Source organism: Rhizobium sp. CFBP 13644 (genome assembly GCF_014842165.1).
Taxonomy (GTDB): Bacteria; Pseudomonadota; Alphaproteobacteria; order Rhizobiales; family Rhizobiaceae; genus Agrobacterium; species Agrobacterium tumefaciens_C.
In genome coordinates this window covers 69,800-84,408 of sequence record NZ_JACYVF010000012.1, presented here as the reverse complement: position 1 = coordinate 84,408, position 14,609 = coordinate 69,800, and the positions used below count along the sequence as shown (strand labels likewise).

Here is a 14,609-nt window from a genome sequence, read left to right as displayed (position 1 = left end):
GTCCGGTCGGGGGCTGATCGGTGGTGCCAGTGTCGCATTTCTAACGGGCCAGCGGCGTCGCAGCTCTAACCAGCTTTGACAATAGTTGATTTCTAATATGAACGTCGAGGGGCTCTCATGACCTGTTCCACCTGACCACCAAAACGGAGTGAACAAATGCAGCACTGGCTGGACAAGCTGACTGATCTTGCCGCGATATACGGCGACGAAGACATCCTCTCGCAAGGCCTCGCGGACCTTAGCCAGCATTTCGGCTTCACTGGCTACGCCTATCTCCACGTCCAGCATAAGCATAGCATCGCAGTTACCAACTATCACCGCGAGTGGCGGTCGACGTATTTGGATAAGAACTTCGACAAGCTCGATCCGGTCGTCAAACGCGCGAGGTCCAGAAAGCAAGTTTTTGCGTGGTCGGCCGAACAGGATCGTGCAAGGTTATCGAAGGAAGAGCGTTCCTTCTACGCGCGCGCTGCCGATTTCGGCATCCGCTCTGGTGTCACCGTTCCCATTAAGACGGCCAACGGCTCGATGTCGATGTTCACCTTAGCGTCGGAAAAGCTAGCTATCGACCTCGACCGCGAGATTGACGCGGTCGCGGCCGCCGCTGCGGTCGGACAACTCCATGCTCGCATCGCTTGCCTTCAGACAACTCCGACCGTGGAAGATAGCGCGTGGCTCAATCCAAAGGAAGCGACCTATCTCAGATGGATCGCTGTCGGCATGACGATGGAGGAAATCGCTGACGTGGAAGGCATCAAATATAACACCGTCCGTGTCAAGCTCCGCGAAACTATGAAGCGGTTCGAAGTCCGCAGCAAAGCCCAACTTGTCGCGCTCGCAATCCGTAAAAAGCTGATCTGAAGGACCTGTGACCGACGCCACTCGGTCTTTGCCGCAGCAGGCTTGACCCATAAATCCAGATCAGTTCGCAGCCATCTTAGGAATGTACCCAAGAACGCCCAAGAGCGTGTTGACCGCGCTCATCTGTGCATGCATCTCGATCATCGCTTCGATGTAGTTGAGATGCTGAACGCCGCCCGTGGCCTTGCCCGTTCTGTAGTCTTCCGGCAAAGCCTGGAACAGTTGATCGGCCTTCTCGACGCGCTGCCTGTGCAGCCGGATGGCATTGACCGTCAGCGTCTCGACGTCTGCCTTGGCGAGGCTGCACGTCAGCCCGATCACCGGGCGCAGTTCACATGTGTCTACTGCTGACTCTTTCAGATTCATTGGTGATCCAACCCTTAGATTTTGTCTGCGGTGCGCCCCCGCAAACGTTAATCTCTGATCCCAAGCCGGGGGTTGGAAACCGTCCTAGACAGTCCTGAGACCTTTAGCACCGAGGCGCCTGGACATACGTCACAGGCCCCCGGCCAAATGGTCAGAGGATTCTGGCGCCGTATCGGCCGGCGCCAACCGCTAGGAAGGGTTTCCACACCCCCGGGCAGCGCGTACTGCCCTGCCCGTTCTTATAATAGGCAAAAGCTGTTTTCGCTAGGGTGATGGATAAACAATTGCCGTGCAGATCTGCAGATACAGCGAAGTCAACGCTTTGCGCCAATGCCGGACAGGTCGATCCTGATCCCAGCTTTGTTTGGATCGGATGCTGAAGCTTCGGCTGGCACCTCGGATTGGCTTTCATTATCAGGAAGGTCATCTTGTGTGTCGGCATCATCGCGGTGAACCGGCTTCGGCTCGGGGAGCTTTACATTACCTGGATCTTCCGCGCGAAACACCGCCGTTCCCTCGAAATATCCCGTCTGCCAGGCGATGATCGCATCGTCGAACACTTGCGGCAGGACTTGCCTATCGGTCGGGTTGCCATACCATTTGGTCACAATCCGATAGACCTTGGCGAAGAGTGCCGTACCCATGCGCATGTTCTCGCAAGCATCGACCAGGTCTGGCTTCAACTGGCCCGTCTCCATGATGCCGAGCCCGCCAGGATATTGTGTGATCCCGACTCGAACGGTATTGCGACCGAGGTTGTCTCGGATAAGCGCCAACGCCTCCTCCGCCGTCTTCGGCCTGGGCACCGGTATGACGCGGTTTCCGGAGCGGACCGTGACCTCTAATGGATCCTGAGATCCTGCCCGCTCGATGAACTGTTCGACGATCGCCGGCTTCAGGCCGGGATCGCTGCATTCCTTGATGAGAGCGGCATCGACCATCGCGAATATCTCCTTATATATTGAACGCCGTGACGACGGGCAGTCCGAACAGCTTTGCCCAGGCCGTCACGCTGACGTTTTGAATGGCGACGATCGACGTTCCTGCGGTCCACCATCCGTTGCCCGGGGCAACGATTGCGGTGGGGGAATGTAGCATCGCCTGCAGGACCGGCCAAAGGAGGAGCTGTTCGTAGCAGATGAGCGCGGCGAGCTTCTGGCCGTCGCTTTGCACAACTGGATTGCCGAAGAGGTTGGCGCGAGCTCCACCGCCCTGCCCGGTCCATGACCGCCATGGCTGCCACATGGACACCGGGACCGGCATGCGTTGGCGATAGAGAATTCGTGCTTCGTCAGCCGAAATCTCCACCATGACATTGTCATAGCCGCCCGGATTAATGACGGCCGCGCCGGCGATCACAGTGAGCTCCGAGCCTCGCAAGCTTTGACTCCAGAGCTTTGCCACGGTCGGCGTCCAGAAGCCCAGTGCACTTTCGGGAAGAACGATGAGCCGGGCTTTCACTGATGCCGCCGCGCGCACCGTTGCGATCAGGTCACGGTGATAGTCGAGCGAGCCGTCTCGTCCGAGGATCTCGCCCAGTTCGAGGTCTACGCCCTTCCATCCCTCGGGTAGTTCAGGTGATGTCCACGTGGCAGTGGACCAGAGCCACAATCCTCCCAGGACGATGGCGGTAGCCGGCCAATATCGCGATGTCATTATCGCGAGGCCGGCTGTCATCGCGACCAGTCCGTACCATCCCCATCCCGGAAAGAGCACACCTGCAGCAGTCAGCGGATGTGCCCAGCCGGTTATGCCGAAGGGCGGCAGGCCTAAGAGCATCGCCGCGGCCAGATAGCGAGCCGCCATTGCCATTCCCGTTCGACCTTCTCCCGGAGACGTCCCTTTCGGTTGCCCCTTCCAGAGCGCCGCATGCACGCCGGCGAAGGAGAGCGAAGCAACTGTCCAGAGCAGAAGCCCAGGCAAAAGATCGGCGGCATAGAAGTTGGCGACACCCTGCGGGATCCCACGCGAGGCGGCCAGAAAATATCCGGCCGACACGAGCAACGCCGTCGGCCGTGATGGCGACATCGCCCATAGCGCCGGAAACAACACAGCGACAGGAAGGGCCAGCACATGACCGCTCCAGGCAGTCCAGCCGCAAACGACAGATACGGCGATGAGCACACAGGATCGCCGCCAGTTATGGTTCGAAAGTGAGGACCGGCCGCGCCAGGCCGAGAAGGCCCGTGTCGGGAACCGGTCCAAAATAGCGACTATCATAGGAGCTCGCAAAGGATGAGTGAAGAAACAGATGTCTCAGTGGCACGATGCCGATTTTGAACGGCGTCATCGGCCGGCCCTCGCCATCGCTGGCTCGGACGATCGATGAGGCAAGAGGCTTACCGTCGACGGTGATATCAGCGCCGATTTCGATGTGCTGTCCGGGAAGTGCCGCCACTGTCTTGATCAGCGGCGCAAAGCCACTGGGGCAGAGGCCAGGCCTGACATAGCCGCGGCGCCGTGCTTCCTCGAATGACGCGGTCGCCGGTGGGCAGATGAACACGAGATCGCCGACTTTGGCCGGACGCTGGAGGGTCACGATACGCCAGAGTCCAAACGGCTCGCTCGGCGTCAGGTTCAATCGAAAGCCGCCCATATAGGCGATTGTCGCCAGAGCGGCGATCGCCCCGCCCAAGCCGGCCAGCAACAGGAGAAGCCGCCGCCTCACTGTTTCATCACCGGCGTCTGGCGCTGGGCGAGACGCAAATCCTCGGCCTGCCGCAGGGTCTGGACGGTGCGCTCGTGAGCGGCCAGTTGCTGGGACGCGCGCATGATCGGCCAGGCTTGCCTCAGACGCTCCTTCTGCTGCGGCTGCATCCCGTCGGAGAGTTGGTCGAAGAGCTTTCCGGAGGGTTCGCGCGCTGCATTGGTGAGCAGTAGGCGCTCCCCGAACCGCTGGGAGACCGCCTGGTTGAACCCGTCGATCTCAGTCTTGGTTTCGCGATTGCTGAGTGCATATCCAAGAGCCGCTGGCAGATCGTTGCGGTCGATCGCATCACGCACGCGCTCCAGCACCAAATGTGCTGCCGGCGACAGTGCCGGGATGTCGATCGACACGCGCTGACGCAATGCCTGCTCGTCAGCCTGCAGCCGCTGCAAGGCGGTCTCGCGCATTCTCAGATACTGCTCAAGATCGCGCTTCAGGGCAGGAACATTGAGGTCTGCAACGCGACGGTCCTCACGATCAGTCTTGCTGGCAAGAATGCCGGTCTTGCCCTTCAGCGGTCCGATCGACGCAGGGGCGGTCGTCAGCGTCTGAAGCGCCAGTTTGGCCGTTTCCTTGTCCACTAGCACCGCATCGAAGTTCATCGCCCTGAAGGCGGTTTCGGGGTCGGCGAAGACGTAAGCAAAACGGGTCGAGACCTCTTCCCATTGTTTCCTGAGGGCTGGATCAGTGTCGAGCTTATGCTCCACCGTATCGGCGACGGAACCGGGGAATGTCTTGATGCCTGCGACCATCGGTGCGGCCTCCTTCATCGTTTGGGTTTTCGGGGGATGGTGCAGACCGAGACGCTCTGCAAAGCTGGCAAGGCGCTTGCCGAGATCGACCAGTTTCGTCTTCTGGCGCAGCGTCCAGTCGAGCCGGTCGCGCACGAGCGTGCGGGCCACCTGGACGATGTTGAACCCGCGACGTTCCGCAAACCGCAGCGCCTCGCGGTAAAGCTTTCCGCGCTCATAATCGAGCGTGGTCTCCTTGGCTTGTCTTCGGGAGAGTACCTTGGCCAGGCCGCCATTGAAGGCGAAGGACCGGTGGCCGTAGTAAAGCTGCAAATCCTCGCGATGGCGGGTCATCGCCACGTAGGTCAGATGCCGGTCGAGGGAGAGGCTTGCCAACACCTTCACACGGTCGACGGTTGCACCTTGCGACTTATGAATCGTGGTGGCGTAACCATGATCGAGATTGCTGTAGAAGCGTTGCTCGACGATGACCTGCCGGTGCTGATCACCCTCTCCGACCACAGCAACGATCCTGTTCGGTGCGGCCTCGATGACATGACCAATCATACCATTCTTGACGCCGAGCGAACCTTCGTTCCTCAGGAAAACGATCTGGTCGCCCGCGTCGAACTGCCTGACACCGTCAGCCGTTTTGAAGACATGTCCCTCACCGACAATGCCGCGTTCGACGAGTTTTTCGCGGGCCATAATGTTCAGCATGCGAACGTCGCGGCGCAGATGCGCGAGGATCAGCGTTGTCTTCGCCTGATCGTATTCGTGGTTCCAGTCACCGATCAGCCGTTCGACTGCCTCAGCCTTGAGGCGCGTTCCCGTGATCCTGACATTGGCCTCATAGGCGGTCAGCGCCTTTTCTACATTGCCCCGCGCCAAATCGAGCGACGCGTTGCGCATCCAGTCCTCGCGCTGGCGATAGATCGTCTCGAGTTCGGCATAACCGATGCGGTCGACGATGGCGCGGAAGGCAGCACCCGCCTCGATCGGCTGGAGCTGTTGGGGATCGCCAACCAGAACGATCTTTGCGCCTGCCCTGACGACGGTATCGACAAAGCCGGCCATCTGTTTTGAGGCGACCATGCCCGCCTCGTCCATGACGAAGACGGTTTTGTCATCAAGAACGTCGCGACCACGGTTCCAGCGAAGCTCCCATGACACGAGCGTACGGCTCTGGATCCCGGCTTCCTTCTCCAGACCCTCCGCTGCCTTACCAGCCAGCGCGCCACCGACCACACGATATCCGGCCAATTCCCACACCTCGCGGGCAGCTTTCATCATCGTGGTTTTGCCTGCGCCGGCGCGTCCAACCACGGCGGCGATCCGGGCGGGACCGGCGATCCGCTCGATTGCGGTTTTCTGCTCGCCAGACAACCGCTCATGCCGCCGGAACGTTGCGTCCAGAGCAGCTTCAGAGACAGCATGACCGTCCCGGTTCGACAGCCAGATTGCCTGCCGCACCATCGTCGCTTCCAGCCGGATCATCGCCCGGGTCGAATAACGGGCCGGCACCTTTTCTCCGGTCGCGAACTCGATCGTGTCACGCTGCAAACGCAAGACTTCCGGGCTCAGGATGATGCGTAACATCAGCTGCTGGAAGACAGCCGGATCATCGACATAACGATGCAGAACCTTGGCGACATCGCGTTCATCGAAGACGCTCTTCTCTCGCGTGATCAGATCGAGCACGATGGCTGGATCGTTCAGAATGCGGCGGGTGTTTTCCGACCTCCGCTGGTCGTTCAATTCGATGCGCTCAAGCTCTGGCCGGACGCCCTGCTCCTGCGCCTTGCGCTCGATGGCTTTTGCCCCGACGCCGAGATGAATGGTGGGTTCCAGCTCGATGCCTTGCTTTTCATAGGAACGGCCGTCGATCTTGAGATCGATGCCGCCGAGCGCCAGGTGATGGTTCAGCCGCTCGAACCATCCATCGCGTAAGGAATTGAAGTCATCCGTCGATCCGGCCCAGAGCTCATAGAGGATTTTGCCGGACTTCGTGCGGACCGGCTGGCCATCCTCGCCATTGACCGCAACCTTCTTCGATCCGAACCCGACCTCGGTCAGCGGGCGCAATGTCGTCATCAGATGGATGTGCGGATTGCCTGGATTGTCGTGGTAGACCCAATCGGCAACCATGCCTTTGGCGTGAATGTGTTTTTCCACGAAGTCGCGAACTAACGCGATGTTCTGCTCCGGGGTGAGCTCCAGCGGAAGAGCTATTGTGAGGTCCCGGGCGAGCTGCGCATCGGAACGCTTTTCGAAAGCCTCGACCTTATTCCAGAAGGCTTCCGAAGCTCCGGCGACAGAGCGGTCGGCGATCATCGCACGGACCCATTTCGGCGCGTCGGCCGGAAGCATGAATTCCTCATGCACAAGCCCCTCTTTCCGAGCGTAGTCGATGGTACGGGCCTCGCATTCGTATTCCATCTTCGCGCAGTGCCGATAGGCCGCAGACAGCACTACGCTTGCGCCTCTGCCGCGGCTGACGATGCTGGCTGAGAAATGGGCGATGGCCACGGCGTAAAACACTCCCGGTTCGAACCTCGTTCCCAAAGAGCAGCCAGGTCGAGCGGCAACCTTACGACGGCCCCGCCAGGGCCGTGGGCAAGCACGTCGCATCAGCGACGTATAATTGCGCCCTTGGATCCGCTCCTTCGGAACGGCGGGATCATCCTCCAAAGTGTCGGCCTTGCCGACGTGCAGATCTGCACATTCCTTCGGAAGTGCTTTTAGGGAAATCTTGCAGCGGAACAGACGCCCAAGATTTCCAGGGAGATGCCACCGGAATGAAGAAACCATCATCGAAGATCAGGGAAGAAATCGCCAGATTGCAGGATCAGCTGAGACAAGCAGAAACACGCGAGGCCGAGCGCATCGGCCGGATCGCGCTGAAGGCCGGCCTGGGTGAGATCGAGATCGAGGAAACCGAGCTACAGGCCGCGTTCGAAGAGATCACTGGGCGGTTTCGCGGAGGTAAGGCGCCTTCGACCGGAAAGAAAAATGCCGGTGACGGCAGGACCGCAGGCGAGACGGTTACGACGATCGAAACTGGCGCGCCTGCGGGCGGGCCTGGTGAGGCTTGAACGCATGGCCCGCACAATAATGACCGACGCACGGAAGAAAGACACGCGCGAAAAAATCGAGCTCGGTGGCCTCATCGTCAGGGCAGGACTGCGCTATGAGAAACGGGCACTGCTGCTCGGCCTGCTGATCGATGCCAGTCGCCGCCTCAAGGGCGATGATCCTGAGCAATCGCGCCTGACAGTGATAGGCGCGGAGGCGTTCGCTCATGACGGCGAGTAAAGTGTTCCTCGCCGTCATCCCGGCCACGACGATGATCGTCGTCGTGGTTTTCATGCCGGGGATCGAACACTGGCTGGCCGCGCTCAGTAAGACGGCGCAGGCCAAGCTGATGCTCGGGCGCATCGGCCTCGCGCTGCCCTATGCCACTGCGGCTGCAATTGGCACGATCTTTCTGTTCGCGGCAAATGGTGCAGCAGGTATCAAGGCTGCAGGATGGGGCGTCGTCAGCGGAAATGGTGTGGCAATCCTGATCGCGGTGCTACGCGAGGGGGTACGCCTGGCCGGGATCGCTGGCGACATCCCGAAAGGTCAATCCGTGCTCAGATATGCGGACCCCGCAACGATGCTGGGCGCATCGACAACGTTCCTCGCCGGCGTCTTCGCACTGCGCGTCGCGATGAAGGGGAATGCCGCTTTTGCCAAAGCCGCACCACGGCGGATTGGGGGAAAGCGAGCGGTGCATGGCGAGGCCGACTGGATGAAGGTGCAGGAGGCTGCAGAACTTTTCTCCGATCCCGGCGGCATCGTTGTCGGTGAACGGTATCGTGTCGATCGCGATAGCGTTGCGGCTGTGTCGTTCCGCGCCGACGATCCGTCGACCTGGGGGGCGGGAGGCAAGAGCCCGCTCCTATGCTTCGACGGCTCCTTCGGCTCGTCGCATGGCATCGTCTTCGCCGGCTCCGGCGGTTTCAAGACCACGTCGGTAACGGTCCCGACCGCGCTCAAGTGGGGTGGCGGTCTCGTCGTCCTCGATCCGTCGAGCGAGGTCGCGCCGATGGTATCAGAGCATCGCCGCAAGGCTGGCCGCAAGGTGATCATTCTCGATCCCTCGGCGTCAGGCGTCGGCTTCAACGCGCTCGACTGGATTGGGCGACATGGCAGCACGAAAGAAGAGGACATCGTCGCCGTCGCAACGTGGATCATGACAGACAATCCCCGCTCGACCTCTGCGCGCGACGACTTCTTCCGCGAGTCGGCCATGCAGCTTCTGACGGCCCTCATCGCCGACGTCTGCCTGTCCGGTCACACGAACGAGGAAGACCAGACGTTGCGCCGGGTGAGAGCCAATCTCTCGGAGCCGGAGCCCAAGCTGCGGGGACGTTTGACGGAAATTTACGAACAGTCGGAGTCAGACTTCGTGAAGGAGAACGTCTCGGTCTTCGTCAACATGACGCCGGAGACGTTTTCCGGGGTCTACGCCAATGCGGTGAAGGAGACGCACTGGCTTTCCTATTCGAACTATGCCGCGCTCGTCTCTGGCGACAGTTTCTCCACCGGCGATCTCGCCAAAGGCGAGACAGACATCTTCATCGCGCTCGATCTAAAAGTCCTCGAAGCCCATCCGGGACTGGCACGTGTGGTTATTGGATCGCTGCTCAATGCCATCTACAATCGGAACGGCGATGTGAAAGGTCGCGCTCTCTTCCTGCTCGATGAGGTCGCCAGGCTCGGCTATCTGCGCATCTTAGAGACCGCGCGCGACGCCGGGCGCAAATATGGCATCACGCTGACGATGATCTTCCAGTCCATCGGCCAGATGCGCGAGGCCTATGGCGGGCGGGACGCGACGAGCAAATGGTTCGAATCCGCATCGTGGATCTCGTTTGCTGCGATCAACGATCCTGATACGGCCGACTATATCTCGAAACGCTGCGGCGATACGACGGTCGAAGTCGACCAGACAAACCGCTCGTCTGGGATGAAGGGATCTTCGCGCTCACGTTCCCGGCAGCTCAGCCGCCGGCCACTGATCCTGCCGCATGAGGTGCTGCGCATGCGTGCCGACGAGCAGATCGTGTTCACATCAGGCAATCCGCCCCTCAGATGCGGTCGCGCCATCTGGTTCAGACGCAAGGACATGAGCATGTCCGTCGGTGAGAACCGGTTTCACAAACAAGCCACGGACGGTGTGAAAAGCTATAAGTCCGCTCCGAATATAGACAATGAAGAGACATGACAGTGAAACTTTTTACGGCAATTGCCACGCTATCCCCCTTAGCCTGGCTTCCTCGCATCTGTTGCCTCAGCGTCGCCAAGTAGAGCGAGCGAAGCCTTCTCTATCTGCGGAGGCGGGCAACGGACCACCTGCGTGGTGGACGGCGATACGTTCTGGTTTCGCGGGAACAAGATCAGGATCGCCGACATCAACGCGCCGGAGCTCAGCTCGCCGAGATGTGAGCGCGAACTCGAGCGAGGTCTTGCGGCGAAACAGCGTCTGCTCGACATCCTCAATTCCGGTCCGCTCTCGTTCAATCGTCTACCGGGAGCGACGATCGGTCGGCGACATTCTCGTCGCCGAAGGCCTGGCTCGGAAGTGGCAAGGATCGCGCCGGAGTTGGTGCGAATGAGACCGGCGCACGGATCAACGTTGTGAATCGATGATGTCCCTTCGATTCAAAACTCTCATTGGACGGCGGAATCGGAACGCGCGATTCTGCTCTTATGATCACACAGCCCTACCACCTCTATGTCGAACGTATCGCGCCGGAGAAGAACATGGCGCGGTTCTACGCACTTGCCGTTCAGCCGACATTGTTTGGCGAAGTGTCGCTTGTGCGCGCCTGGGGGCGGATCGGAACGCGCGGGCAACAGATGGAACACCTGTTTGACAATGAGAGCCAGGCCATCAACCTGTTCCTCGACGTGCTTCGCGAGAAGCGCAAACGGGGTTATCGGCCAAAACGACCTGTGGACATCCAGCGGATCTCACCATCATCCCTATCGTGGCCAATGACAATTCGATCATAAGCTGGCACGGATTTTGTCTTTGACAACAAGATGCGAGGAATCCCATGACCACCACCAATGAAATCGCCGACAAGATCGCCACCGACAACGGCCTGACGAAGGTTCAGGCCAAAGGCATTGTCGAGGCCGTGTTCCAGGCCATCGCCGATGCCGCAGCCTCCGACGCCGAAACCTCGATCCCCGGATTCGGAAAATTCAAGGTGAAGGCTTCGCCTGAGCGCGAGGGCCGCAATCCTGCGACCGGAGAAAAGATGACTGTTGCAGCTTCGAAAAAGCTGACCTTCGCGCCTGCCAAGGCGCTCAAGGATGCACTGAACAAGTGATTTAGAAAGTGGAGAGCCCCGCGTTGCGGCGGGGCATCCAGTCTCAGTCCCGGTTCGACCGGGACCAGATGAGGGAGAGGCCTTCCTCGCCTTCGACCTCGATCAGCGTTGCGTAGATCGGGGCCGGAAAGCTCGGGTCGTCGAGCTTGACCGAGAGATAGTCGCGGCCTTCGTTCGAGGTCTTCTTCCAGGCTGCGCCGAATTCCGTAGCCCCGGCGAGGATGCGGTAGTCAGGGCCCTTTTCGGAAGTGCGCTCGACGGCGCGGATGGTTGCCTTGACGTTGAGGTTGAGGGTCTTGATGGTGCCGGAGAAGCCGTTGCCGGAAGCGGTGAAAGAGCCGATGGTTGCCATTGTCGTATTCCTTTTCGGTTGTTCGGGCCGCGTCCATCGCGGCCTCGATGGCAGTCGATAGGACTGGAGACGATCGGCCCGCACCTGAAAGGCCGAAACGGAGTGGAGGACGGCCAAAGGAGAGGCTTTCTTGGCCCGCGAGGAATGGGCGCTTCAGCGCACAGGGGAAGAAAACGAGCCGGCCGTTGCGGATGCCGATCGAGCCAAGCATCGCGAGGCGGTCTTTGGTCAGACATGCCCCATCGAGACCGCAGTGGACGTGCCAGTGGACGGATCAAGGATTACGGCAAATGGCATCATTCTGGTGGTGACCAATGGGAACGGGTGCATAGCGCCAACAGCCCGGATCGAATGGTCGGAGCCAACGACAGCATGTGGGAGATTGCCGGTAACGCTGCATTGCTTTCTCGCGTCGTTGGTTGTGGTGCTATGCCAAGACTGAGGCCTGCTCACTCCCGCTCCCATGGTCAGACGGACCAAACCCCAAACCAATCAGGGATTCAAGCCGCTCGATGGTTTCCGCAGGGCAAACCGTTTCTTAAAGCCACCAACTGCCGGATCGCGACGAGCAACCTGTCCTTCAATCGACTTTACCGAGTTTAGTTCTGGCTTTGTGTGAGGTCCGCAAGCGGCGCGGCTTCATCTCCCGAACCGCAAGACGGGCCCGGCTGCAATTGCGCAGGAGCAGACCTGCCTTGCGAGACAAGCTGGCCGGGTCTCGGCGACCGGCGCGATTGAGGGAACCGGCAGCCGTTGGACCGTCGTTGCAAACGGGGTTCCTATCCTCTTCTTTCCCCTCTCCGTTTTACCCTCGTGTTAAATCTGCCCGAACCCGATTGGCCATTCGCACCAAGGTCTGTAAGATGTTGAGCTTGGATTCAGCACAGAATCACTCCAAAATATAACCTTGACAGCATATAACTCCGAGATCATATTATGAAGAAGGAATGGGCAGTTCTGCTCCACGACGAGTTCGACCCGGAGTTTTCAGCACTGCCGGAAGAGGTGCAGGACGAAATCTTTGCGGCACTGCCGCTCCTGAAAGCTTACGGTCCGCAACTTGGTCGTCCCTACGCCGATACGCTCAAGGGTTCGGCACACGCGAATATGAAAGAATTACGGTTCAAAGCTGCAGACGGCGTTTGGCGACTGGCTTATGCGTTCGATCCCGAGCGCCGAGCAATCCTACTAGTGGCAGGCGACAAATCGGGCGGTAGTCAGACGAGATTCTATAAAGTGCTGATCGCAAAAGCTGATCAGCGATTGACACAGCACCTCGAAGCAATGAAGGAGAAAAAGAATGGCTAGATCATTGGATGACGTCCTTCAGGGCCTTCCTGCGGAACGCCGCGAACGGCTCGAACAACTGGGCACCGAGCGGCTCGAGGAATACCAGACACTGCAGGATCTGCGCAAGGCGCGCGACCTCACCCAGGTCCGTATGGCCGAAACGCTCGGTGTGAAACAGGAAAATATTTCACGCCTGGAGAAGCGGAGCGACCTGCTTTTGTCCACGTTGCGAAGTTATGTCGGGGCCATGGGCGGCACTCTGGAACTTGTGGCTCGTTTTCCGGACCGGCATCCAGTCGTCCTGTCCTCCTTGTTCGATGATGATGCCGGGCCTGTCTTAAAAGAAAGCCCAGCGACATCTCGTGCCAAAAAAGCGCCGCTCCGTAGCCTGACAGGCTGATAAAAAATAGGCAAGATGGCAAAAGTGCTCACGCACTTGAAAACGAATGGGCGCTCGACCCTTTTGGGGAGCGCCCTTCCAACCCGGACAGCTTCGAACGCGCGGCAATCGCCACTGTGAGGCAAGCCATCGAGACGGGTGATGACCGATAGATGTTTATGGTCGACCCCGTTTCAAGTGACAGTGAATTTGTCGTTTTTTATGTGGCTTCCTGGCAATCCTCCCCTGGTTCGTTTGCGGTTGCTGCCGGATCCTGCTCGATCTCGTCCAGTTGGCTTAGCTTAAGTTCAAGCTCGACTTCGAATGAGAAGCTTTCACCCACACGCGGTGTGTAGGAGGCGAGGCGACGTTTCGCATCGGCGAGCCGATTGCGATAGCTCTCGCGCTCATGTCCAAACCCACCAAGTGCATGTTCGAGCCGGGAGATGGCACCGATCGGCGTCGTGGTGACGGCCAGGTCGATCTCGTAATCGCCACCCGTGCGTTGAAGAAAAGTGTCGTAGCGATAACCGTGCTTGCCGAACCGTTCGCCGTGATATGCGAGATCGAAGCCGCCGATGGTGGCGATGATCACCTCTTTCTCCTGCTGAAGCTGAACCAGCGTCAGGATCTCTTTTATCAGCGCGCGGCCGGCAAGCTTGCGCTCGTCGAACTCCCCGCTTCCGAGCGGCATTGTGAACGCATCGCCCGCGGTTCGGACGAGACGGTAGATGTTGCCCACATTCTCGATCCGGCGGCTGGAAAATTCGATATCCCGTTCGGCGTCGCGGATCTGTCGGCGGATCGCGTGCTGATCGTCGATATGGGCTGCCCGCAGCCGGTCGAGACGAGCAATCTCGGCCTCAAGCTCGGCCTTTTGCATCAGACGCTCGTCGCCAGAGACTACGGCCTTGGCGATTGCAAACTGGTTGGCCTGCCCCTCGCCCATACTTTCTAGCCAGCGGACGCTGGTATCGCCGGACAGGGCCGCCGCAATGAACTGAGCCTTGCCCTCGTTTTTCTGCCAAATGTTGGCGTCGAGGCTGTCGAGCGTTGCCTAGGCGAAAACGTCGACCTCGTGATGCTGGTTACCCTGGCGGATAAAGCGGCCCTCGTACTGCTCGATCTGCGATGGCAACCAATGAACATCAAGATGATGGAGAGCTTTGGGCCGAGCCTGTACATTGACGCCGGTGCCCATGGTTTCCGACGATCCGATCAGCACTCTAACCTTGCCGGCATTGAAGTCGCTGAACAGCCGCTACTTAGCCTCCGACTTCTTGTAGTCCTGCACGAAGGCGATTTCGGATGCTGGTATGCCAAGGCGGACGAGCTCATCGCGGATCCAGCGATGGGCGGAAAAGCTACGGGTCGGTTCAACATCGATCGTGCCGAGATCGGAGAAGATCTGTTGCCCCGCGCCGGATCAGGAGAAGGCCTTGCCGTCCTTGCGGCGATACTTGTCCTCTCCGGTTACCCCAGCAGCAACGTTAACTTAACTCGTCAACTCGTCAACCCGTCAAGCGGACTCAGGACA

General features: G+C 59.5%; 14 protein-coding genes and 1 pseudogene. 8 read left to right on the top strand and 7 right to left on the bottom strand.

Going from position 1 to position 14,609, the window contains the following annotated elements; genetic code table 11:
* Nucleotides 1-156: 156 nt before the first annotated feature.
* Complete coding sequence (gene traR / locus IFT53_RS21930) at nucleotides 157-861, top strand: autoinducer-binding transcriptional regulator TraR (RefSeq protein WP_192068009.1); 705 nt, start codon at nucleotides 157-159, stop codon at nucleotides 859-861.
* A 60-nt stretch (nucleotides 862-921) separates the two neighbouring features.
* Here traR and IFT53_RS21925 read toward each other — a convergent pair whose 3' ends face one another.
* From IFT53_RS21925 to traA, 5 genes are all read right to left on the bottom strand, one after another.
* A complete protein-coding gene (locus IFT53_RS21925; RefSeq protein WP_192068008.1) occupies nucleotides 922-1,227 on the bottom strand; it encodes a transcriptional repressor TraM in 306 nt (101 codons plus the stop codon).
* Nucleotides 1,228-1,541: 314 nt separating this feature from the next.
* On the bottom strand, nucleotides 1,542-2,168 hold the full coding sequence (locus tag IFT53_RS21920; RefSeq protein ID WP_192068006.1) for a TraH family protein: 627 nt from the start codon (nucleotides 2,166-2,168) through the stop codon (nucleotides 1,542-1,544).
* Between the two features lie 13 nt (nucleotides 2,169-2,181).
* Nucleotides 2,182-3,351 (bottom strand): conjugal transfer protein TraB, encoded by a 1,170-nt coding sequence (locus IFT53_RS21915; protein ID WP_342365860.1) that lies wholly within the window; start codon nucleotides 3,349-3,351, stop codon nucleotides 2,182-2,184.
* Nucleotides 3,352-3,367: 16 nt separating this feature from the next.
* A complete protein-coding gene (gene traF / locus IFT53_RS21910; protein ID WP_192068003.1) occupies nucleotides 3,368-3,895 on the bottom strand; it encodes a conjugative transfer signal peptidase TraF in 528 nt (175 codons plus the stop codon).
* Nucleotides 3,892-7,194, bottom strand: coding sequence for a Ti-type conjugative transfer relaxase TraA (gene traA, locus IFT53_RS21905; protein ID WP_192068001.1), 3,303 nt, complete (start codon nucleotides 7,192-7,194; stop codon nucleotides 3,892-3,894). Before traA ends, traF begins: the two co-directional genes overlap by 4 nt.
* Before the next feature lie 269 nt (nucleotides 7,195-7,463).
* On the opposite strand from traA, the gene traC reads away from it, so the two are divergent.
* From traC to IFT53_RS21880, 5 genes are all read left to right on the top strand, one after another.
* Nucleotides 7,464-7,760, top strand: coding sequence for a conjugal transfer protein TraC (traC, locus tag IFT53_RS21900; RefSeq protein WP_192067999.1), 297 nt, complete (start codon nucleotides 7,464-7,466; stop codon nucleotides 7,758-7,760).
* A 4-nt stretch (nucleotides 7,761-7,764) separates the two neighbouring features.
* Complete coding sequence (gene traD / locus IFT53_RS21895) at nucleotides 7,765-7,980, top strand: type IV conjugative transfer system coupling protein TraD (protein ID WP_192067998.1); 216 nt, start codon at nucleotides 7,765-7,767, stop codon at nucleotides 7,978-7,980.
* The gene (gene traG / locus IFT53_RS21890; protein WP_192067996.1) at nucleotides 7,967-9,937 is read left to right on the top strand and encodes a Ti-type conjugative transfer system protein TraG; all 1,971 of its coding nucleotides are present in this window, start codon (nucleotides 7,967-7,969) and stop codon (nucleotides 9,935-9,937) included. The genes traD and traG overlap by 14 nt, the downstream gene beginning before the upstream one ends.
* A gap of 485 nt (nucleotides 9,938-10,422) precedes the next feature.
* Nucleotides 10,423-10,728 (top strand): WGR domain-containing protein, encoded by a 306-nt coding sequence (locus tag IFT53_RS21885; RefSeq protein WP_192067994.1) that lies wholly within the window; start codon nucleotides 10,423-10,425, stop codon nucleotides 10,726-10,728.
* A 44-nt stretch (nucleotides 10,729-10,772) separates the two neighbouring features.
* On the top strand, nucleotides 10,773-11,051 hold the full coding sequence (locus tag IFT53_RS21880; protein WP_192067993.1) for an HU family DNA-binding protein: 279 nt from the start codon (nucleotides 10,773-10,775) through the stop codon (nucleotides 11,049-11,051).
* Between the two features lie 43 nt (nucleotides 11,052-11,094).
* Here the strand turns inward: IFT53_RS21880 and IFT53_RS21875 are convergent, their stop codons facing one another.
* Nucleotides 11,095-11,403, bottom strand: a complete 309-nt coding sequence (locus IFT53_RS21875) for a DUF736 domain-containing protein (protein ID WP_037102212.1) — start codon at nucleotides 11,401-11,403, stop codon at nucleotides 11,095-11,097.
* A 936-nt stretch (nucleotides 11,404-12,339) separates the two neighbouring features.
* Between IFT53_RS21875 and IFT53_RS21870 the strand changes: the two genes are divergently transcribed.
* Together IFT53_RS21870 and IFT53_RS21865 are read left to right on the top strand one after the other, a co-directional pair.
* Nucleotides 12,340-12,711: a type II toxin-antitoxin system RelE/ParE family toxin gene (locus IFT53_RS21870; RefSeq protein WP_192067989.1), complete on the top strand. Its 372-nt coding sequence runs from the start codon at nucleotides 12,340-12,342 to the stop codon at nucleotides 12,709-12,711.
* Nucleotides 12,704-13,093 carry an XRE family transcriptional regulator gene (locus IFT53_RS21865; RefSeq protein WP_192067988.1) on the top strand — a complete coding sequence of 130 codons (390 nt, stop codon included), beginning with the start codon at nucleotides 12,704-12,706 and terminating at the stop codon, nucleotides 13,091-13,093. Before IFT53_RS21870 ends, IFT53_RS21865 begins: the two co-directional genes overlap by 8 nt.
* A 199-nt stretch (nucleotides 13,094-13,292) precedes the next feature.
* On the opposite strand, the pseudogene IFT53_RS21860 reads toward IFT53_RS21865, so the two are convergent.
* Nucleotides 13,293-14,546, bottom strand: a pseudogene (locus tag IFT53_RS21860) (lactate dehydrogenase); the annotation flags it as partial.
* Nucleotides 14,547-14,609: the final 63 nt, after the last annotated feature.